At 69.5% G+C, this 17,962-nt stretch carries 19 protein-coding genes; 9 read left to right on the forward strand and 10 right to left on the reverse strand.

Annotation, left to right across the window (positions count from 1 at the left end):
* Positions 1-69: 69 nt before the first annotated feature.
* Complete coding sequence (locus tag H4W31_RS16670; RefSeq protein ID WP_192767500.1) at positions 70-573, reverse strand: hypothetical protein; 504 nt, start codon at positions 571-573, stop codon at positions 70-72.
* 409 nt (positions 574-982) lie between these two features.
* On the opposite strand from H4W31_RS16670, the gene H4W31_RS16675 reads away from it, so the two are divergent.
* Positions 983-2,218, forward strand: a complete 1,236-nt coding sequence (locus tag H4W31_RS16675; RefSeq protein ID WP_192767501.1) for a low temperature requirement protein A — start codon at positions 983-985, stop codon at positions 2,216-2,218.
* Positions 2,219-2,286: 68 nt separating this feature from the next.
* Here the strand turns inward: H4W31_RS16675 and H4W31_RS16680 are convergent, their stop codons facing one another.
* Positions 2,287-2,898 carry a TetR/AcrR family transcriptional regulator gene (locus tag H4W31_RS16680; protein WP_192767502.1) on the reverse strand — a complete coding sequence of 204 codons (612 nt, stop codon included), beginning with the start codon at positions 2,896-2,898 and terminating at the stop codon, positions 2,287-2,289.
* A gap of 121 nt (positions 2,899-3,019) precedes the next feature.
* Here H4W31_RS16680 and H4W31_RS16685 point away from each other — a divergent pair, with 121 nt between their 5' ends.
* Positions 3,020-3,628 carry a hypothetical protein gene (locus H4W31_RS16685; RefSeq protein WP_318783234.1) on the forward strand — a complete coding sequence of 203 codons (609 nt, stop codon included), beginning with the start codon at positions 3,020-3,022 and terminating at the stop codon, positions 3,626-3,628.
* Between the two features lie 137 nt (positions 3,629-3,765).
* Here the strand turns inward: H4W31_RS16685 and H4W31_RS16690 are convergent, their stop codons facing one another.
* From H4W31_RS16690 to H4W31_RS16700, 3 genes are all read right to left on the reverse strand, one after another.
* Positions 3,766-5,292: a hypothetical protein gene (locus H4W31_RS16690; RefSeq protein WP_192767503.1), complete on the reverse strand. Its 1,527-nt coding sequence runs from the start codon at positions 5,290-5,292 to the stop codon at positions 3,766-3,768.
* 277 nt (positions 5,293-5,569) lie between these two features.
* Complete coding sequence (locus tag H4W31_RS16695; RefSeq protein ID WP_192767504.1) at positions 5,570-6,745, reverse strand: CU044_5270 family protein; 1,176 nt, start codon at positions 6,743-6,745, stop codon at positions 5,570-5,572.
* Complete coding sequence (locus H4W31_RS16700; protein WP_192767505.1) at positions 6,738-7,370, reverse strand: RNA polymerase sigma factor; 633 nt, start codon at positions 7,368-7,370, stop codon at positions 6,738-6,740. Before H4W31_RS16700 ends, H4W31_RS16695 begins: the two co-directional genes overlap by 8 nt.
* 546 nt (positions 7,371-7,916) lie before the next feature.
* Between H4W31_RS16700 and H4W31_RS16705 the strand changes: the two genes are divergently transcribed.
* Positions 7,917-8,315, forward strand: coding sequence for a RidA family protein (locus H4W31_RS16705; protein ID WP_192772158.1), 399 nt, complete (start codon positions 7,917-7,919; stop codon positions 8,313-8,315).
* Positions 8,316-8,367: 52 nt separating this feature from the next.
* Here the strand turns inward: H4W31_RS16705 and H4W31_RS42835 are convergent, their stop codons facing one another.
* The gene (locus tag H4W31_RS42835; protein WP_225945560.1) at positions 8,368-8,847 is read right to left on the reverse strand and encodes a transposase family protein; all 480 of its coding nucleotides are present in this window, start codon (positions 8,845-8,847) and stop codon (positions 8,368-8,370) included.
* Between the two features lie 379 nt (positions 8,848-9,226).
* On the opposite strand from H4W31_RS42835, the gene H4W31_RS16715 reads away from it, so the two are divergent.
* The 4 genes from H4W31_RS16715 (at position 9,227) to H4W31_RS16730 (ending at position 11,255) form a co-directional block, all read left to right on the forward strand.
* Positions 9,227-9,649: a hypothetical protein gene (locus H4W31_RS16715; RefSeq protein WP_192767506.1), complete on the forward strand. Its 423-nt coding sequence runs from the start codon at positions 9,227-9,229 to the stop codon at positions 9,647-9,649.
* A 73-nt stretch (positions 9,650-9,722) separates the two neighbouring features.
* Positions 9,723-10,304, forward strand: a complete 582-nt coding sequence (locus tag H4W31_RS16720; RefSeq protein ID WP_192767507.1) for a hypothetical protein — start codon at positions 9,723-9,725, stop codon at positions 10,302-10,304.
* 41 nt (positions 10,305-10,345) lie between these two features.
* Entirely contained in the window at positions 10,346-10,696 is a 351-nt protein-coding gene (locus tag H4W31_RS16725; protein WP_192767508.1) for a YbaB/EbfC family nucleoid-associated protein, read from the forward strand.
* Positions 10,689-11,255, forward strand: coding sequence for a hypothetical protein (locus H4W31_RS16730; protein ID WP_192767509.1), 567 nt, complete (start codon positions 10,689-10,691; stop codon positions 11,253-11,255). Before H4W31_RS16725 ends, H4W31_RS16730 begins: the two co-directional genes overlap by 8 nt.
* A 221-nt stretch (positions 11,256-11,476) precedes the next feature.
* Here H4W31_RS16730 and H4W31_RS16735 read toward each other — a convergent pair whose 3' ends face one another.
* Complete coding sequence (locus H4W31_RS16735) at positions 11,477-12,433, reverse strand: DUF3500 domain-containing protein (RefSeq protein ID WP_192767510.1); 957 nt, start codon at positions 12,431-12,433, stop codon at positions 11,477-11,479.
* Positions 12,434-12,689: 256 nt separating this feature from the next.
* Here H4W31_RS16735 and H4W31_RS16740 point away from each other — a divergent pair, with 256 nt between their 5' ends.
* Entirely contained in the window at positions 12,690-13,406 is a 717-nt protein-coding gene (locus H4W31_RS16740) for a carbonic anhydrase (RefSeq protein ID WP_318783235.1), read from the forward strand.
* An 82-nt stretch (positions 13,407-13,488) separates the two neighbouring features.
* On the opposite strand, the gene H4W31_RS16745 is transcribed toward H4W31_RS16740, so the two are convergent.
* The 3 genes from H4W31_RS16745 to H4W31_RS16755 form a co-directional block, all read right to left on the reverse strand.
* Positions 13,489-14,712, reverse strand: coding sequence for a hypothetical protein (locus H4W31_RS16745; RefSeq protein ID WP_192767511.1), 1,224 nt, complete (start codon positions 14,710-14,712; stop codon positions 13,489-13,491).
* Positions 14,709-15,239, reverse strand: coding sequence for a SigE family RNA polymerase sigma factor (locus H4W31_RS16750; RefSeq protein ID WP_192767512.1), 531 nt, complete (start codon positions 15,237-15,239; stop codon positions 14,709-14,711). The genes H4W31_RS16745 and H4W31_RS16750 overlap by 4 nt, the downstream gene beginning before the upstream one ends.
* 167 nt (positions 15,240-15,406) lie before the next feature.
* Positions 15,407-16,639: an LPXTG cell wall anchor domain-containing protein gene (locus H4W31_RS16755; protein WP_192767513.1), complete on the reverse strand. Its 1,233-nt coding sequence runs from the start codon at positions 16,637-16,639 to the stop codon at positions 15,407-15,409.
* Positions 16,640-16,935: 296 nt separating this feature from the next.
* On the opposite strand from H4W31_RS16755, the gene nudC reads away from it, so the two are divergent.
* The gene (gene nudC / locus H4W31_RS16760; protein ID WP_318783236.1) at positions 16,936-17,874 is read left to right on the forward strand and encodes an NAD(+) diphosphatase; all 939 of its coding nucleotides are present in this window, start codon (positions 16,936-16,938) and stop codon (positions 17,872-17,874) included.
* Positions 17,875-17,962 lie beyond the last annotated feature (88 nt).

Consider the following 17,962-nt stretch of genomic DNA (forward strand, 5'->3'; position numbering starts at 1 on the left):
GTCGACTCGCGTACGGGCAGGCTGGCAGTGCATGAGCTGCCACTGTCACGGCCTCAACCACGCGGACATTCACTCCCAGGTGATGTCCGGTTTCCCACTCTCCGCCTGGAAGCCGACGGACGTGACCGGATTGGCGGGCGAGGAGAACACGATCTGGCAGTGGTCGCGCCGTCCACCCCTGGTGGAGAACTCGGGCGGAGGCGGTGCCCCCATCGGGCAGTTGAGCAGTCCGATCTCGATGAAGGCGAGGCGGAGCGCAGCGGCGTCTTCGCCGCTCTCGGTCGTACCCCTCAACAACGGACCCGAGTACGACGAGTCGAAGTGACGGCCGTCCTTGTTCTCCAGGACCGCCTTGACGAAGTAGAGCGAGCCGACCGGCCGGTCCCCTACGGTCGGCACGCTGGCGCGGACCACTTCCAGGTCCTCCGCGGTGCCGCGCTCGACGCCGGTGACCGTGAGACCGACGAGTGATCTGCCTGGTCCGACACCAACGGTGATGACCGCCTCCTGGCCGAACTTCAGTTTGGTACCGGGCAGCGTCGAGCCCGGTAGCGGCTTCGAGTCGGCAGCCAACTGCTCCTCCGACGGGAGCTCAGGCCGCGTCCTCGTTGGCGTGGGGTCTGCTCCGGTGCACCCGGACGACAGGAATACCAGCGCGATGGCCGGAACCACGAGGAGGCGGGGCCAGTTCGTCATCATCGGTGCCTTCCGTCGGCGGCGATGAGGCTTGCTTAGGACACCCCGGGAACATGCACGACTTGATCGCCAGCCTATGCCGACGCGACGAATCTCCGTCGAACTCCTGGCGCGTCGCACCGATCTGAGGGTCGCCTGGGACTCTGCCCGGTCACGTCGGGGCCCGGTCGGGCGTACCGGATGGCACCTGCCCGCCGCGACTCCTTCCTGACTCGCATCCCTGTCGGCGGCCGACTCGTTGGTGCCACAGGGCGGACAGGGCGGACAGGGCGGACAGGGGCGGGCGATGGTGGCGGGACGCGGTGCCGAGCTGCTGCGCTCTGCGACGAGTTCGAGGCGCGCCACGTTCCTGGAGCTCTTCTTCGACCTGGCCTTCGTCGTCGCGCTCACCCGGGTCTCGCAACGGTTCGCCGACCTCGGCAGCGACACCGGCTGGACGCTCGTCGCCGGGCTCGGTCGTACCCTGCTGCTGTTCCTGGCGCTCTGGTTGATCTGGTCGCACACCGCCTGGATCACCAGTCGCTACGAGCCGGAGCGGTCGATCATTCAGGCGGTCGTGATCGGTACCATGTTCGCCGCTCTGGTGATGGCGGTGACGCTGCCACGCGCAATGGAAGAGCGGGCGTTGCCGTTCACGGTCGCGTACCTGATGGTGATGGTGGTGCGGCCGCTGGTGATCGCTGCCGCGCTGCGCGGTCATCCACGACGGCTGGTGCCGTTTCGGCTCGCCGCATGGGCGGCGGTGGCCGCGCCGCTCTGGCTGGTCGGCGCGTTGGGCCCGGACCAGCTTCGCCTGCCGCTGTGGGCTGCCGCGCTTGCCGTGGACTACCTCGCCTGGGCTCTGGGCTGGCCGCTGCCGTGGCTGGGGGCTGCGGCGGTGGGTCGCTGGCGGATCGCCGGGGAGCATCTGGCCGAGCGCTACCAGCAGATGTTCCTCATCGCGCTCGGTGAATCGATTTCGATCATCGCCATCGTCTTCAGTGGCATGGCCTACTCCGCGGAGCGGGCCGCCGCCTTCGTGGTCGCGTTCGCCACCAGCGCGCTGCTGTGGCGGATCTACTTCCACCGCGCCGGTCTGTTGTTGACCGAGGCGTTGGGTCGGGCGGGTATGCCCGGCCAGTTGGGTGCGACGTCGCAACGGACGCATGCGTTGATCGTGTTCAGCGTGCTCGTCACTGCGGTCGGCTACGAACTGGTGATCGACGATCCGTTCGGGCCGCCGCGGCCGACATGGCTTTTGTTCGTGGTGGGCGGTCCGGTGCTTTTCCTCGCCGCCCGGGTGCGGCTGGAGTACGAGATCTTTGGCCGGCTCCCCTGGTCGCGGATGATCGGCTTGGTAGTCCTGTTGCTGGTCACGCCAGCATTGGTCCGCTGGCCGCCGATGGTCGGACTGAGCGTGGTGGCCGGAGTGCTGGCCCTTGTCGCGCTGCTCGACGCGTGGCGAAGTCGGCGGCGGCCGCTGGAGGATTCCGCCTCGCCGATTGGGCGGGAGACGCCCGGCAGTCACGGGCCCGAGGCGTGATCGCGCGGGTTACCCGAAGCGCTCCGTCGCCCCGAAGCTGTACCAAGTCACCTGTCCTGTGGGCGGGATCAGGCATCCGCCGATTTGGCAGGAGCGGACGCGGCATGCGCTCGCAGCAGTCCCTCGACGCCGCGCAGGAAGGTCTCGCAGACCAGCGTCGGGTCGAACAGGCAGCCGGCGGCCATGGCGCCGTCGCGCAGCATGACGAAGTGTCGGGCGGCGGCCTCGGCGGGCGCTTCCTGAATGCGCGCCAGCAGTTCCGTGACGGTGTCCAGGAACCACTGACGGTGGGCGAGCACCGCCTGGTGTACCGGGTGATCGGGGTCGGGATACTCGGCAACGGCGTTGAGGAAGGCGCAGCCGCGGAAACCGGGGGACTGGATGCCCTGGGCGATCGACTCGCTGAGAGCCTGGATGGTGTCGGCCGCCGGTAGCCCGGCGTCGGCAGCCCCCCTCGCCTGAGCGCGGATGGCCTCGTCGACCTGGCTCAGGTAGGCCAGGACGAGATCTTCCTTACCGGGGAAGTGCCGATAGAGGGTGGCCCGGGTCACCTGTGCTTCGGCGACGATGCGGTCGATGCCGACCGAGTGGATGCCCTCCTCATAAAAGACCCTTGTTGCCGTGTTGAGCAGCCGGGACCGCGCTTCGGACGGCCGGCCTTCGGATTCTCCACGCGCCATGGCGCCCATCGTATCGGATAGAACGTTCGGTCTTGACGCTCTGCGATCGCTGTGTCATCGTTGCCCGAGACAGAACGTTCGTTCTTGTCGGCAAGGGCGGTTTGCTCGCCCGATTTGGCCCGTGGAGTCCGTTGACCGCAGGTCCAAACCTCGCAATATCGAAAGGATCACCGTGGCTCCCCTTGCTGCACCCGCCATCCCGGCAGCGGCGTCCGCCCTGCGGCGGCTCTACGTCGTCCGCTTCGCGTTCGCCATCGTCTGGGCCGTCGTGATGTTCACTACCGCGTCGCACCTCGGTCCGCTCGCCGCCACGCTGCTCGTGCTGTATCCGCTGTTCGACGTGTTCGCCGCGCTCGTCGACGCTCGTTCGTCGCGTGCCGCCGGATCGGTGCTCGGCCTGCACGTGAACGTCGCCGTCAGCCTGCTCGCCGCCATCGGCGTGGCCATCGCCTCCGCGTCTGGCATCCCCGCAGTCCTGCGCGTCTGGGGCGCCTGGGCGATCGTGGCCGGGCTGGTACAGCTGATGGTGGCCGCCAACCGTCGCAAGATAGGCGGCCAGTGGCCGATGATCATCAGTGGTGCCATCTCCGTGCTCGCCGGCACCTCGTTCATCGTGATGGCCGGAGCGGACGATGCGACGCTGACCAGTGTGGCCGGCTACGCCATCCCCGGCGGCATCTTCTTCCTTGTCTCGGCGCTCCGCCTCGGCCGCTCCGCCAAGGAGAACTGATCCGGACACCACGATGAGAAAGCTCTGGCGTCGCTGTCCTGTCTCGGGTGATCCGGCGTCTGGCTCGCTGTAGCTGGTGAGGTGATCTGTCGGGTGGCCAGTGTCGAACACCGGCCACCCGACTGCACGGGACGGTCCTATCCGGCCAGCCCGTACGCCCGGATCATTGTCTGGTCGACCGCGTTACCGGCGAGGTCCGTTGCCGTGGCCCGCAGCGAGACGTAACCGCCGGTGGGGGGATGGGTGAGGTTGGCCGTCCAGCGATCACCGGTACGGGCCAGGCTGACCGGCTGCCACGTCGCGCCGTTGTCGAACGACGTGGACAGGGTCAGCGACCTGATCTGCTGAGCTGGTTCCGGCCCGCTCTGCTCCACCGAAACATCGAAGGTGAACGGAGCTCCGGCCGGCGCCCGGTTGAGGGTGTCCAGCCCCAGGTCGTACCGGACCGCGAGCAGGGGCAGTGACGCTGCCTGGTCGAGATGGGCCGAGGTGAACGTCCACACGGTTCGTTGCCGGGTGGACAGCGATGACCAAGATGCATCCCGGATCGCCTCGGTGCTGAGGACGTACTGCAATTCCTCGCGGGGCACCGGGAATTCCCCGAAGGCGGTGCGATCGGTGCTGCCCAGAATCTTGCCGTTCGTCAGGGACAGGGTCGTCGTGCCGGTGGTGGCTGGATAGTCCATGGCGAAGCCGGCGACCGGTCCGCCATTGCGTGCGCTGGCGTCGGCGTACGCGGGAATTGCGATCCGGAGGACGTCTCCGTCGCGTTCCGCTGGCCAGTATGCGTGCGGGCTGCTGGAGCGGGTGACGGTGGGACCAAGCGGCGCTCGGCCGAAGGTCACGATGTACGGACCGGCGGCGGGAAAGGTTCGCTCGGTGCGGAAGTAATCGCCGCCCGGCGTTTCCGCGCAGTCTGCCGGCAGGACCTGCGTCGTCGGGCTCCACACGATATTCGGTCCAGGGGTGAAGTACGCCTCGTACGCTCCGGGGACTGGGCCAGCGGTGACCGAGGCACCGAGTCCGACCGGCAGGCTCGGGTCATAGCCCCGCGCGCCGATCCGCCCGCAGGCCGACTGGCCTTGGCCGTTGACCCGCACGGTGACTGCCGCGAGCGCGGTCGTCCGTGCGGTGAAGGCTGGCTTCGGGGGAATCCTGTTGGTGGACTCGAACGTCAGGTGGTAGAGGTACGGGCTGTTCGAGGCGCCGTTCCTGCTCAGGGCCGCGTACACATTGAGGTCGAGGCCGGGGATCTGCTTGGTCGGCTGGACGTAGAGGCCCCCGGTGTAATCGAAGTCCGCCGCATACCAGATCTGCTGCCCGGGAGTGCGCTGGGTGACCTGCACGGTCCCCCCGGTCAGCCGCGCGTCCCGGCGGTCCACCTGCGCCGTCACCCGTACGGTACTTTCGGCGTCCAGCAACACCCGGGTCTCGCCGACGACGGATACCCGGGCCTGCATGGGCATGCTCAGCGACAGTTGGCCGTTGGCCTCAGGCGTTTCGACGAACGCCTGGACGAGGTACGTCCCCGGCGCGAGTTGAGCGCTTCCCTCGCCGTTCGTGAGGAACACTGCCGTCAACGCGCCGGTGGCCAGGTCGAAGGCGAGGGCGTAGCCGGCGTGTTCGGTGCTGGGGGTCGCCCCGGACCTATCCCGTACCGACACGGCGAGCCTGACGCTGTCAGCGTCGCCGGTTGTCGACGCGGCGGCCGACTGGGCGGACGACGGTGGCAGCGTGGACCGCCCCCGCCGCCAATGGCGAGGCTCGGACTTGGCGTCATCGCCGAAGATCGGCCGCTGCGCGGACCTACTGGCCGGCTCGGTCAGGACAGGCTGGATCGTCGGGGACGATGCTGGTGCGGCCGTCGCTGGCCCGGCAACGGTGGTCAGCAGGCCACCGAACATGGCAGCCAGCGCGACGCAAGCGTTCGTTCGACGCATGTCACTCGCCCTTCGGTCGGTTGTCGCCACAGTCGGCGGTCTGCGCATTCGGCCCGGCGGGCGGTGGCGCGTCCACGACATCGGTTCCCAGCAGGGCGTCGGATTCGATCACCGTGTCGGCGGGATAGCCCATGTGCGGGTTGGCTGCCGTGGTGACGGTGCGGCTGCCTAGGTACTGGTGGGTCTTCCCGTCGAAGACCAGCTCCATCCGAGTGCCGTAGGTGGGCAGTTCCCGGGCCACCGCGACTCCGGTACGTCCGGCCGCGTCGGTCGCGTGGGGCACGAGCCGTACGTCCGTCTGCTCGGCCATGAGGGTGTACACCGCCGCGCGCAGCTTCGCCGGAGCGGCCGGAGCCCGCGCCAGGGCGGTCAGCATCTCCCAGACGGTCTCGCCCCGCCGGACCGGATCAGCCAGATCCTGCGGAGTGCTTGTCTTCCGTACCTCCTCGTCAACCAGGGTCCGTAGCTGACCAGGACCGGTCGGCAACCCACGCAGATAGGCGTACGAAGGCGCGCGCATGTCCGGCGCACAAGCGGCGACCCGTACCTCGATGTCGGGGAACCGCCGCGCCGCCGGAGGCAGGCTCCGACCGGGCAACGGCCGGGGCGCCGAGTACGACAGCCGCAGCAGCCCATCACCCTCGGCGTCCGCTGACTCCCATTGCTCCTGCCTGCTGTCCACCAGCCAGGCAAGGCTGCCGCCGACCGCCCGCCCCGGGGGCGCCGGAGGTGAACCCCTGCCCGCCGATTCCGATGATGGACCACCACTCGCGGGTACCCCCGGGCCCCCGACGGTGGTCGCGGCGGTCCGCAGATAGCTGACGTGGACGAACTGGTTGTCGCGGACGGCAAGGTCGGCGGCGGCGGCGACCAGTGCGGCGTCGCGGAGGACGTCGGCCGGCGCGGCAACCGTGCCCGGCGCCTCGCCCGGCACGCTCGCGTCGGGTGAGGCGAGGGTGATCACGGCGACCCCGGCGGCAAGTCCGCCAGCGAGCGCGCCACTCACCGCGAGTTGCCACCACCGGCCACCACGGGGGGCGCGTACCAGGTGCGGTCGAATGCCACGTGCCGTCTCGTCGGCGATCACCGCAGCCAACCGGGCACGGCCGCGCGCCTCGACCTCGGGTGTCGGCGGCGGCGCCGACCGTACGGTGGCCAACAGATCAAGCTCATCCATTGCGGGACTCCCTGCCGGAGAAGACTTCCTGGGTGGGATTGGTGTCGCCCAGCGCCTCGCGGAGCTGGCGGCGGGCCCGGTGCAGCCGGGAGGCGACCGTGCCAACCGGTACACCGAGTGCGGCGGCGGCCTCGGAGTGGGAGAGCTCGGCCCAGGCCACGAGCAGCAATGTGTCGCGATCGCGGGCAGTGAGCCGGCCGAGCGCGGCGGCGAGCCGACCGCGTACGGCTGACGCCGCTGCCCGGGCGACAAGGCGCTCGTCGGAGGCGTCTGACGGCGGCTCGGCGGACATCCGAGCCAGGGCACGATAGCCACGTACCTCGGCACGGCGGTGCCGCTTGATCAGATGAGTGGTGATGCCGTACAGCCACGCCCGAATCGGTCCCCGGTCCGGGTCGTACCGGCCGCGCTGACTGAACGCGATGAGGAAGACCTCGGCGGCCAGATCGTCGGCCGTTCCGTCGACTCGCCGCGCCGCGTACCGGTACAGCTCGCCGAAGTACCGGTCATAGAGCTCGGCGAACGCTTCCGGATCGGTCCGCGAGCGTCGCAGTGTCTCTGCGTCGCGGTGTTCGGCGGCCAGGCGGGGTTCCCTGCCTAGGGTGTCGTCCGAGGAAAGAATCATGTGGAGGTATCGATCATGGGCGGCCCTTCCGGGTGCGGGCGAAACGGTTGACGTACCTACTTGCCCGCAGCCCAAAATGATCTTCACGGCGGTCGTCGACATGCCACCGGCCGCGGCGATCGTCGCGCACGAAGGTGACCAAGAGAGCGCCATCTTGCTGAGAAGACCGCACCGCCATCTCGGTGAGGAAGGGCCGCCGCTCGCAGGTCAACGCTCTGACCGGCGCCAACTCGAACGGGAACCTACAGCTGATGTCGGTTCTCATCGATCTTGGCGGTTCTCATCTATCCGGCGGCGCACTTGGCGGATCCGCCAAGTGCGCGAGAAAACCGCTGGTCACGGTCTCGGGATGTCCCTAGTGCCGTGACCACGAACGTTCGTGGTGTCGTCAGGCTGCTCGGGTGGTGGGTTGGCCCCAGCGTCGATGTCGTTCGCTGCGGATGCGGGCGCGTTCGCGGCGTTGGGCGGCTAGCGACGGAGAGAGGGGCCAGATGCTGGCGTGAACTCGGTGGTATGGCGGGCGGCGGACGTGGCATCGTCGGCGTCATGTCTGTGGAATTGATCCGTGCCAGCGGCCTGACCGATGCTGTCCCGTATGCCTACGCCTCGGTAGTCCCTGCCGGTGCCCGGCTTGTGCACACCGCCGGCGCGTGTCCGATCGACGAGCACGATCGGGTTGTAGCGCTCGGTGACGTCGCCGGGCAGGCCCGGCAGGTCATGGACAATCTTGAGGTGGCGCTGCAGGCGGCAGGGGCTGTGCTGACAGACGTCGTGCGGACGACCGTCTACGTTGCGAGCACCGACCAGGCGGACCTCGTAGCAGCCTGGAACGTAGTGCGCGCCCGGTTCGGCGACCACGACGCGCCGAGCACCTTGCTCGGCGTCACGGTGCTCGGCTACCGGGGCCAGCTTGTCGAGGTCGACGCCGTTGCCGTAACGAAGTGATCTTATTGAGGTAGATATCCGTGCTCGAATTGGGTGAGCACGAGGGCGGCTTTCACGATATCGCCGATGCGCTGGGACTGGCGGTGATGTGCTGCAGGACGCGCCAGTGGCCCACCAGCAGGGCGAAGCCACGTTCGCCGAGCGCCCGCATCGCGCCAAGCAACTTGTTGTAGGTGCGGATGTCCACGCCGAGCCGGCGCCTATCGGCGGGCTGCGTGAACGGGACATGGATCCCGATGCCGGCGCCGTCGTAGCCGGGGTCGGCCAGGGTCGGCAGGCCCTGAGCGGCTGCGGCATACAGCGCGCCGAGGGCGTGATCCTGCGCGCACGTCAGGTCGTGCCTCGACCCGGGTTCGACCGGTCCGACCCAGATCGGCAACCCGTCCGGGCGCATTACCGCCTGGATGTTGCCGCCGAAGTCGTGGCGCTTGCCGGAGTGCCACACATCGATGACATCGCCCTTGCGGCTGATCGTCTTCTCGCGGCACCGGTCGGTGTCGACATCTTCCCGTCCGGGATGACGTGCGAACATCCCTCCTGCTGGGCACGTTGCAGGGCATCGGACAGCTCGGGAGCCTCGACAGCCAGCACCGCCACCGCCTCGTCTCGGTAGCGGTAGCGGGTGGCCCGGCTGATCCCGAGCCCCATGGCCAACACGGTGAGGTCCTCTCGCTTGCGGAACCAGACCAGTGCGAACAGTGCCTGCTTGCCGCAGCTCAGCACTCGGCCGCGCCGTCGGGTACCGCGAGCGCGGCGCCGGACGATCTACCCGTGCCGATTCAAACGACCTTCAACGCTTGGTGAGATCACCTCATTGAGCGCGCCAAGAAACAGCAGAAGGCGACAGGTGTTTGATGTCAGTCATTCTCTGGGGCCGAACTTGTGTGGTCTCGCCAGCCATAGACAGGCCGATGAGCAGGGCAAGCTTGATCAACAGATTGACTGCTATCGTCGGCTGCGGGGTAGGGGAGGGGCCTGAGATGTTGAATCCGGCTGGGTTCGGTACTGATACGGACGTCCTACGGAAGTACGCGGTCCATCTGGATCAGGTGGCAGAAGATCTCAAGCCGCTACAGGAGAGGTTTGCTGGGGGAGGACCGGCAACGATCCCGATTGACGCGTTCAGTAGCCGTACCGGTTGGCTTCATCTGATGGCCGAGGAGCTTCGGGCCTTCAGGGATACCTATGCGGACGCGCAGTCTGGGACGGAGTGGCGCCTGCGCCGGATCCGGGACGCCGTCAGCGAAGCCGGTCGCCTGCTCGGCGAGGCGGCTGACGAGTACGACCGCAGCGACCGGGGCGCCGCCGGGCGGACCGGGGCGGCCGGCCGATGACTCTCGCACTGCCGGAGGCGGCCACGTCCTCAGCGGGGTCGCCCGCCTGGTCGGCGTCGATGACCCGATCAAGATGCTCAAGGAGTTCCAGCAGTTCGTCGACACGGACGAGTTCCGGCGTGCGGCTACCGAGGTGTGGGGCACGAGTCCTACCTCTTCTCCGACCTCGCCCGCGCTGAACGTTCACGCAGAGCGGTTGGTGGACGAGTTCCTGCGGACGGTCGAAGACCGTTGGCAGGGCAGCGCCAGCGAGGCGTACGAACGCTATCTCGGCGAGGTCAGAGCGGCGCTGCACCAGGAGGCCGACAGCATTCCGATCGTCGGTGGCGCCCTTGTGGCGGTGGCGGACGGCATCGAACTAACCTGGCTGGAGATGGTAGGCGCGGTATTGACCGCCGTCGGCCTGATCCTGAGCGTGGTGAGCCTGGTCGGAGCCGGCAACATCATCCTGTCGTTACTCGGACTGATCGGTGCGCTCGCGTCCGGGGTCATCACGTACCTGTCGATGGCGACGCCGCGTGTCGCGTTACTGGCCAAGCACGAGAGCACGCTCGACAGCGTCGGTCGCCACTCCAACTCGCCGGTCGACGCGCTGCCCAGCATCGACGGTCGCGCGCAGGGCTGGACCCCGAAGACCGCGGACCCATACACCTAGGAGTAGCTGTGCGAGAGGACCTTGCCGCCCGGCTCGACGAGATGGTGAACGCCTTCGAGGCGACCCGGGCTCGCATCCTGGAGGCCGGTGACGCCATGGCGCAGCTACGGGTGACGCGACATAGCGACGATCGGTTGATCGAGGTCACGATTGGTCCTGATCGCGAGGTGCTGGATCTCCACATCGCCGACTCGGCGCTGCGCCGGGGTGACGGCCGCGCCATCGCCCAGGCGGTCCTGTCGCTCATCGCCGAGGCGCAGGCCGAGTTCAGCCGTACCGCTCAGGCGGAATATCAGCGGATCACGGGTCTCACTGTCGATCCCGCTGCCCTGGACGGCCGCGACGGCCCGGCAGCGCTCGGCCGACTGTCCCGCGAGATGTTCGGTGGCTGACGACCAGATCATCCGGAGTGCACCGAGCATCCCGGACGAGGGTCAACCGTTCGTCCTGCGCCGCAGGGCGCTCGTGTGGGTACTGGCCATGCAACCGGTCGTGTGGCTGGGCATTCTGTCGCCGCTGTGCGTGCCGGCCATGAGTCCGGCCGGAGTGCCGTGGACCCTGCTGGTGCTTGCCCTTCCTTTCCTGGTCGTGATGCTCTTCGCCATAGTCCGCGTCATGCCGAAGGTGACCGGAGTCTGGCTCGCCGCTGATCTGGGCGGGGTCTGGGTGCGCGCACGGAGCCGCACCGGCACGGACGCCTTCGCGATCCGGGCGCCCTGGAGCCACATCGAGTCCATCTTCGCGATCCAGACGAGTCGTACGGGCATCTCGGGCGGCCCCTGGACGCTGGTGGTCCGGATCAAGGACCTGCCCGCCACGCTCCGCCCACCGGATCAGCAGGGAGCGGATCGCGCCACGTTCACGGTGAGTACCTGGCTCTCGAACTACTCGGCCCGAGACGCGATTGCCGTGCTCACCCGGCTCGCGGCCCAGCGCGCTCCGGTCGGTTGAGCACCCCACCGGGTAGCGCCCCAACACATGTTGAACGTGCGGATCAGGTCGAGGCGATGCCGAAGCCTGTGCAGTTCGGTCGCCTTCACCGGTTTCCGGGTTGAAGTACATGCTGACGGGACCATTCGGCTGGCCGTGGAGTACGACCCGCAGCCGCCGTTCGACTCAGGAAGCGAAAGCGAACCCATCCGCCGGACGGAACCGCCGCTCACGTTCGCATGTCACACGGCGGTGTGGAGCCGTGCGTAGTGGTCGCGGAGCAGGTCGGTACCCCAGTCGTCGCGCAGGTGCCGCCACACCGAGTGGGCGTGGTTGGCGTTGTCCTGGGTGTTGTCGTATTCGATGAGGAAGTCGGGTGCCTGAATGCAGTAGTAGTGGCCCTCGCCGAGGGCGGTCGAGCCCGCCCACGCGAACCGGATCCGGTGCAGGCCCGCCGCCTCGGCGTCGCGCCAGCAGGCTTGGGCGTACGGCGCCGGCGCGCGGTGGAGATAGCGCTGTACCAACTGGTCGAGGATGTCCCGCTGCGCCGGCCGTAGCAGGTCGCGGCCGATACCTTCGGGCAGCAGGGCGGGGTCGGCCACCGGATCGGCCCGGGTGAGGATGTCGTCGGGAGCGACCTCGGCGCTGATGCCCAGCCTGCGCTGGTCGGGGTCGAGCCCGGTTGCCAACTGGCGGGCCAGGTCCTCCTCCGGACCGAGAATCCGGCTACCGGCGTGCGGCCCGGTGGGTACGACGGCCGGTTCGGAACCGACGAAGTGCGGCGTGAACGTGATGCCGCCCGGCGTCACGACGACGTGTACGGCCAGGTGATGCCCGTTGATCCGCCAGCCCCACGGCTCGTCGCCGTCCGGGTCGCCGAGCACCCGCAGCCAGTAGCGGTCGCCCTCGGGTGGTGAGCCGGTCGTCAGCTCCCGTCTGACCCGTTCGACCTCGACGGCGCCGACGGCGAGATCGCCGCCGCCGGCAGAGTGGGCCGACCGGAGCAGTTCGATCGCGAGCGTGTGCTGAGCGCCGGTGAGGTGCTCCATCGACAGCCCGGGCCGTTGCCCCGGCAGATAGGTCCACTGTCGCAGGTCGACATCGGCGAGGTCACCGCGGACGAGGTGGCGCTGCTGGTCGTCCAGGCTTGCGACGAGGGCGCGCGCGCAGCGGCGGGCGTCATCGGCGGCGGTCGTCATCAGGTCCTCCCAAGACTCGTGGCGCACACAGTCCTTGCGCGATGGTGTCACAACCCCGTAGACCGGCGAGTCAGCCAGCTGCGGCAGGACCGTCCGGCCGGGAAGTCAGGTGAGCGAAACGCTGACCCGAGGGCGGCCGGAAGTACGGCCACCCGAGCGGCGCAGGCCATCGAGCGCGACCATTTCGAAAGCCGGCCACCCAGTCGCCATCGGATATGGGTGGCAAGGTTTGCCGGCTGGCGTACGTTGTCTGGTTGTGCAGAACACTCCACAGCAGCAGGCCATCTCCCGCCGATCGCTTCTGGCCGTCGGCGGGCTCACCGCCGTCGGGACCGTCGGACTCGCCGGTCCGGCCGCCGCGCAACCGTCCGGCGACGTACCCGTGGACAGCCCGGAGGCGGCGCTCGCCCGCCTGACCGAGGGCAACCGGCGGTTCGTCCGGGGGCGGGGCCGGCATCCGCACCAGTCGCCACGGGACATCCGCGACCTCGCGGACGGGCAGGACCCGTTCGCGGTCGTCGTTGGTTGCGCCGACTCCCGGGTACCGCCGGAGGTGCTCTTCGACCAGGGCCTCGGGGACCTGTTCGACAACCGGGTCGCGGGCAACATCGTGGACACGATCATGCTGGGCAGCATCGAGTACGCGGTGGAGCACTTCGCTCCGCCGGTGCTGGTGGTGCTCGGGCACGAGCGGTGTGGTGCCGTCTCCGCCGCCGTCGAGGTGATCGGGAGCGGTGGCCACGCCCCGGGCGCGATCAACGCGATCGTCGAGGCGTTGCGTCCGATCGTCGAGCCGCTGATCGGCGGGCCCGGCGACGTGGTTGAGGCGGCCGTCCGGGCCAACGTGCTGGCCCAGGCCCGGCACCTCACCGAGGCCAGTGAGATCATCCGGGAGAAGGTCCACGCCGGTGAACTGGCGATCGTCGGTGCCCGGTACGACCTCGACACCGGCAGGGTCGTACTGCTCGACTGACTGCCACGACTCGGAGGACCGACACAGGGAGGCCACCGGCGCGGATCGCACCCGTGGCCTCCCGCGACCCTCCGTCGGTGACCTACGTCGGACAGGTCCAGCGCACCGGCTGATCCTCACTGGTGCCGCCGATCCGGGTACCGTCGTCGCTCAGCGAGTAGGCGTACCTGCTCGGGCCGTCCGGCAGTGCCAACTCGCGCTGCGAGCCGTCCGGCTGACGCAGCACCATGGTGTTGTCGGGGCCGTTCACCACCAGCTGGCCCCGCTGGTTGACCGCACCCACCTGGCCGTCGCCCACCACGCTGGCCGCGCCGGTACGCAGGTCCCACAGCGTGGCGGTCCGCCGATCGCCCTGGATGAGGACGCCGCCGGATTGTTGCGTCAGCTGCGGATCCGGCCCCGCGCCGTCCCCGCCGGACGCGTCCGCCGCGCCGTACGCCCACTCGCCCCCGGCGCCGGTGACATGGCCGTCGGTGGACCCCTGCGGGGAAGCCAGTCGGCTGCCCCGGCCCTCGGCGTCCCACCGGTACAGGCCGCCCTCGTCCAGCCGGCCGACCACGATGCCGGATTCGGAGATGCCGAAGGCCATCGCGCCGCCCTTCGGCGCCTTCAGCACCTCGACCCGGGCGTTCGCACCGGTGCCGTGCCAGACGACGGCGGCCACCCGTCCGCCGCCCAACAGCACACCGGCCACCTGCCCCCGATTGTTGATCGCAGTCGCCTCGCCGCTGGTGTAACCCTTCGGAAGGGGCAGCATGGTCAGCTTGCCGTTGGCGTAGGTCCAGGCCCCCGATCCGGAATCGCCCACGACCACGCCGCTGTCGTTGACCCCCATCGCCTCGCCGAGACCGGAAATCGGAATTCGCTGCACCCGGCTGCCGTCCCACCAGGCTGGGGTGCCCGGGACGGTCCTGGTGCGGATGAAACCGGCCAGGTACCGACCGTTCGGAGAGCCCGCGTTGACCGCGCCGTCGACGGCGCCGCGCGGCAGTGGCAGCCGTTCGACGGTGCAGGGCCGGGGTGCGGCGGACGCGGTCGGGCTCGGGGTCAGCGGCCCGGCACCGACGGCCGGCGGCGTGGCCGCACCGCCGCCGCCGGGGAGGTACGCGCCGATTCCCACCACGACGCCCGCCGTCAGCACGAGTGCGCCGACGGACGCCGCCACCGAGCGCCCACGACGGCGACGCCGGGCGCGCTGGCCCTCGGCGAGCAGGTCGCTGGCGGTGAGCCGGCCCGGCGGCAGCGTGACCGTCGATACCTGGCGCTGGAATGTCACGGCGTCGTCGTCGCCTTCGAACGAGGTCATCTGTTCGCCACCTCCCGGATGGACTCTGATCTGGCCGCGGGCCACTGCGCGCGCAACGTCGTACGCATGGCGGCGAGCCCACGAGAGGTCTGACTCTTGACGTTGCCGGTCGAGCAGTCGAGGGCGGCGGCCGTCTCCTGCACGGACATGTCGCAGATGAAACGGAGCACCAGCACACTGCGCTGGCCTCGGCTCAACCCCGCGAGCGCGGCCTGTACGGCGTCGGCGTCCTCGGTGCTGGCGGTCGGTTTCGCCGCCAGTTCCGGTACCCGCCAGGCCAGCAACACCCGGGCCCAGGAGCGTCGGTTCTCGTCGACGTAGCGCCGTACCAGGATGCGGTGCACGTACCCGTCGAGGTTCTCGACCCGACGAATCTTCGACCAGCGCAAATACACCGAGATGAGCGTCGACTGCACGATGTCGTCGGCGCGATGGGCGTCACCGCACAACAGATACGCGGCACGTCGTAATCGCTCCAACGACGCCGAAACGTACTCGACGTAGTCCTGGTCTTCCTCCGTCGTCACCTGGTCCCCTCTCCACGGCATCACCCCTCTATCGGCGCGACGCGGTGGATCGGTTGCAGGTTCGGCGAGACGTACTGCGGAAGAGTCTTCGGGATACGTCGGTCCCGCCCGCGATGGTGGCGATACGGGCGGGACCGGGAACGTGCCTGATCAGTCGAGCTCGCGGATCAGCGGTCGGCCGAGGGCTGCGAGGTCGCCGGGTTCCGCCGACGCCGTCCGAAGAGCAGGAGGCCGACGCCGACGAGGATGAGGACTCCCGCGCCGCCCGCCATCCGCAGCGCCGCCGGGCCGGTGATCGGCAGGGTCTCGTCGTCACCGCCACCGCCGCCGGACGACCCCACGGTCACGACGACGGTCGGCGACACACCGGTCAGCTCGTCATCGTCGCTCGGGCTGACGACCCGGTACTGGTTGGCTCCCGCCGTCTCCGGCCTGACGTCGAACGTGTACCGGTTTCCGTCACCGACCTGGGCACTGCCCAGCGTCCGCCAGGACGAGTTCCGCAGCTGCTGGACCTGGACGGTGGTCGACACGCCGTACGGCATCACGGTGCCGCTGATGGTGACCTTCGTACCGGCCGTCACGCTGGTCCGGCTCGCGGTCGCGGTGACGGCGGGTTTGACCCGTGGGTGACCGGAGGTGACGACGATGAAGGCGGGCTGGAAGGCGCTGCTCGCCGGGCGCAGGATGCCGACGCACCGCAGGAAGGCGTCGCCCTTCGGGTACGTCTTCGAGAAGGTGCCGTCCGCGCGGGTGGTGCCGTTGGGCTCCGCGCCGTACTCGACGCAGATGTTGTCGGCGCCGAAGAAGATCGGCTGGTTCGGGATCCCCTTGTCGGTGTCCTTGAAGTAGAACCGCCCCTGCACCGTCAGCGGGCCGTCGCCGACCAGCGGGTCGGGCGTGAACTGCATGGTCACGGCGGGCTGGTGGGTCCCGGTGACGTCGACCGCCGCGACCTTCCCCGCCTCGCGCGGATCGATGGAGAGCTGGTTGCCGGCGGCGTCGTCGGCCCGGATCTGGCTGACCTCCCACCGACCGTCCCAGGTGGAGGGCACGTGGATCGTCGCACTCCAGACGCCGTCCTGTGCCGTTCCGGAGCTGAGCTTCAACGCGGCGCCCTCGAGGCTCTGACCGCTGCCGCTGACCCGTTGCAGGGTGAGGGCGGGCAGGGTGCCACCGCCCATCTCGCCGCTCTCGATGACGCCGGACTCGTCGGTCATCCGGACCCGCACGGTCACCGGGACCAGGTCCACCCCGGCGACCTGGACCGTGTCGGGCGAGATCGTGACGTCTGCCAGCACCGGGGGCGCCGTGTCCGCGGCGGCGCTCGCCGGACTGGCGGTGAGCGGGCTGACGGCGGCGAAGAGCAGCACCGCCAGGGCAATTCGCAACGGTCGCATCTCGATACCCTTCAAGAACCCTGTCGTGGCCAGCCACCCGGTTCGGGACGCCGTCACCGTACTCCTCCGCCTGCGTGGACGTGAACCTGGCGAATGCGAAGCGTCCGTTTGTGCCCCACCCGCCTGGAAGGTCGAGTTCGCCGATCGGCGGCGTCCTGCCCGAGCAGGGCGCCCGGCCACCCGCCGCCGGGCGTCGGCCCCGGCCGGTCGTAGCATGCGGTGATGCTTCTGGTCATGTTGCGCTCGGCGGGCGTTCGCCCTGCTCCGGGTACGGGTAGTCGGCTCGCCGGTGCGCGGTGCTGAGCCTCGGTGGCGAGGTCGTCACGCCGTACGCCGGCGGTGCCCTCGACCGCGCGGGTCAGCTCCGGCGCGATCCCGAGGCGTTGCGGGTGTTGGTCGACCGGGACGATGTCGAGATCATCCCGCTGTGGCGGGACCGTTGCCTGGTGACGGACGACGCGGTGGCCCGGTTGGGCGGCGCCGATCGGCACCGGTTGCCGGCCGGCGTCGGCGACCCGGTGTTCCTCGGTCTGCACGCCGGCCGGCCGGTGTTCGCGGTCGACCTGAGCGAGCTTTCGGAGACCGAGGCGCTCGGCGCGATCGGTGCCGACCGGACGGTGGACGTACGCAAGCTCGTGCACCGGCTGGACCCGGCCGGGGCGGCCGTACTCGGGTACGCCCGTGGCCTCTGCCACTGGCACCGTAACCAGCGATTTTGTGGCACCTGCGGTACGCGGACCCGACCGGTCGAGGGCGGCGCGGCCCGGGCGTGCGCCGGTTGCCACCTGCCGCTCTTCCCCCGGATCAGTCCTGCGGTGATCATGCTGGTGGAGTTGCCCGGTACGCCGAGCCGGTGCCTGCTGGCCCGGCACGCCGGCGCGGACGAGGACTCCTTCGCCCTGCTGGCCGGTTTCGTGGAGATCGGCGAGAGCCTGGAGGACGCGGTCCGGCGTGAGGTGGCCGAGGAGGCGGGCGTGGTCGTCGACTCGGTCCGCTACTTCGCCTCCCAGCCGTGGCCCTTTCCGGCGGGGCTGATGGTCGGCTTCGTCGCCCGGGCCGCCAGTGAGGCCACCAGCGTGGACGGCGAGGAACTGCTGGAGACCAGGTGGTTCAGCCGGGCGGACCTGCGTACCCGTCGGGGGGCACGGGGTCGACTGGGCAACCCGGACTCGATCGACCGGCTGATGCTGGAGTCCTGGCTCGACGCGGGCGACGGACCCGACCACCTCGACTGAGCGCGGGTACCGGACATTCGGCCGAGCGCGGGTACCGGACATTCGAGTGAGTGCGGGTACCGGCCGGGACGTCGTCCCCGCCCCGTGC

Origin of the sequence: Plantactinospora soyae (assembly GCF_014874095.1) — a bacterium.
Taxonomy (GTDB): domain Bacteria; phylum Actinomycetota; class Actinomycetes; order Mycobacteriales; family Micromonosporaceae; genus Plantactinospora; species Plantactinospora soyae.

Excerpts from the sequence above, each read along its gene's own strand:
- H4W31_RS16675 (WP_192767501.1), top strand. The coding sequence starts at position 983 with ATGGTGGCGGGACGCGGTGCCGAGCTGCTGCGCTCTGCGACGAGTTCG.
- H4W31_RS16680 (WP_192767502.1), bottom strand. The coding sequence starts at position 2,898 with ATGGCGCGTGGAGAATCCGAAGGCCGGCCGTCCGAAGCGCGGTCCCGG.
- H4W31_RS16695 (WP_192767504.1), bottom strand. The coding sequence starts at position 6,745 with ATGGATGAGCTTGATCTGTTGGCCACCGTACGGTCGGCGCCGCCGCCG.
- H4W31_RS16700 (WP_192767505.1), bottom strand. The coding sequence starts at position 7,370 with ATGATTCTTTCCTCGGACGACACCCTAGGCAGGGAACCCCGCCTGGCC.
- H4W31_RS16705 (WP_192772158.1), top strand. The coding sequence starts at position 7,917 with ATGTCTGTGGAATTGATCCGTGCCAGCGGCCTGACCGATGCTGTCCCG.
- H4W31_RS42835 (WP_225945560.1), bottom strand. The coding sequence starts at position 8,847 with ATGTTCGCACGTCATCCCGGACGGGAAGATGTCGACACCGACCGGTGC.
- H4W31_RS16715 (WP_192767506.1), top strand. The coding sequence starts at position 9,227 with ATGAGCAGGGCAAGCTTGATCAACAGATTGACTGCTATCGTCGGCTGC.
- H4W31_RS16720 (WP_192767507.1), top strand. The coding sequence starts at position 9,723 with ATGCTCAAGGAGTTCCAGCAGTTCGTCGACACGGACGAGTTCCGGCGT.
- H4W31_RS16725 (WP_192767508.1), top strand. The coding sequence starts at position 10,346 with ATGGTGAACGCCTTCGAGGCGACCCGGGCTCGCATCCTGGAGGCCGGT.
- H4W31_RS16735 (WP_192767510.1), bottom strand. The coding sequence starts at position 12,433 with ATGACGACCGCCGCCGATGACGCCCGCCGCTGCGCGCGCGCCCTCGTC.
- H4W31_RS16745 (WP_192767511.1), bottom strand. The coding sequence starts at position 14,712 with ATGACCTCGTTCGAAGGCGACGACGACGCCGTGACATTCCAGCGCCAG.
- H4W31_RS16755 (WP_192767513.1), bottom strand. The coding sequence starts at position 16,639 with ATGCGACCGTTGCGAATTGCCCTGGCGGTGCTGCTCTTCGCCGCCGTC.